Here is an 847-nt window from a genome sequence, read left to right on the forward strand (position 1 = left end):
TAGGCTCAGGACCCATTGATTTCCGCGTTGGAGCATGATTCACGCTTCGAAAACTGAGCGGTGAGCATGTCTGATCTTTTCTGGCTGACGGATGCGCAGATGGCGCGTCTTGAGCCCTTCTTCCCCAAGTCACACGGCAAGCCACGCGTTGATGATCGACGTGTGTTGAGCGGGATTATCTTCATAAATCGCAATGGCTTACGATGGCGCGATGCGCCCGCCGCCTACGGGCCGCACAAGACGCTATATAACCGTTGGAAGCGGTGGAGCGACAAGGGTGTCTTTGCCCGGATGATGGCCGGTCTGGCTGCGGAGCATGGCGAAGAGAAGACCGTGATGATCGATGCCACCTATCTGAAGGCCCACCGAACAGCGACCAGCATGGGCGTGAAAAAGGGGGGCGGGGTCGCCTGATTGGCCGAACCAAAGGCGGGATGAACACCAAGCTGCACGCCATCTGCGACAGCCAGGGCCGCCCGCTCGACCTGTTCGTCACTGCCGGGCAAGTCAGCGATTACATCGGAGCACGGGCGTTGTTGAGCAGCCTGCCTGATGTCGATTGGCTGCTCGGGGACCGAGGATACGACGCCGACTGGTTCAGAGAGGCATTGAAAGACAAAGGGATACGCGCCTGCATCCCTGGCCGGAAACAGCGGACGAAACCGGTGAAATACGACAAACGCCGCTACAAACGGCGCAACCGGATCGAGATCATGTTCGGCAGGCTCAAGGATTGGAGGCGTGTTGCGACCCGTTACGACAGGTGCCCAAAGGTCTTCCTGTCAGCCATCGCTCTCGCGGCCATCGTCATCTACTGGCTTTGAAACTCAATGAGTCCAGACCCTAG

Annotated in this window: 1 protein-coding gene; it reads left to right on the top strand. The window is 58.6% G+C overall.

The window, feature by feature from the left end; all coding sequences use genetic code 11:
• Positions 1-66: 66 nt before the first annotated feature.
• A protein-coding gene (locus ROH8110_RS18365; RefSeq protein ID WP_139837435.1) for an IS5 family transposase occupies positions 67-824 on the top strand; the annotation gives its coding sequence in 2 pieces (ribosomal slippage) (positions 67-388 and positions 388-824; 759 coding nt in all).
• Positions 825-847: the final 23 nt, after the last annotated feature.

The sequence above is a fragment of the Roseovarius halotolerans genome (assembly GCF_900172255.1).
GTDB lineage: Bacteria > Pseudomonadota > Alphaproteobacteria > Rhodobacterales > Rhodobacteraceae > Roseovarius > Roseovarius halotolerans.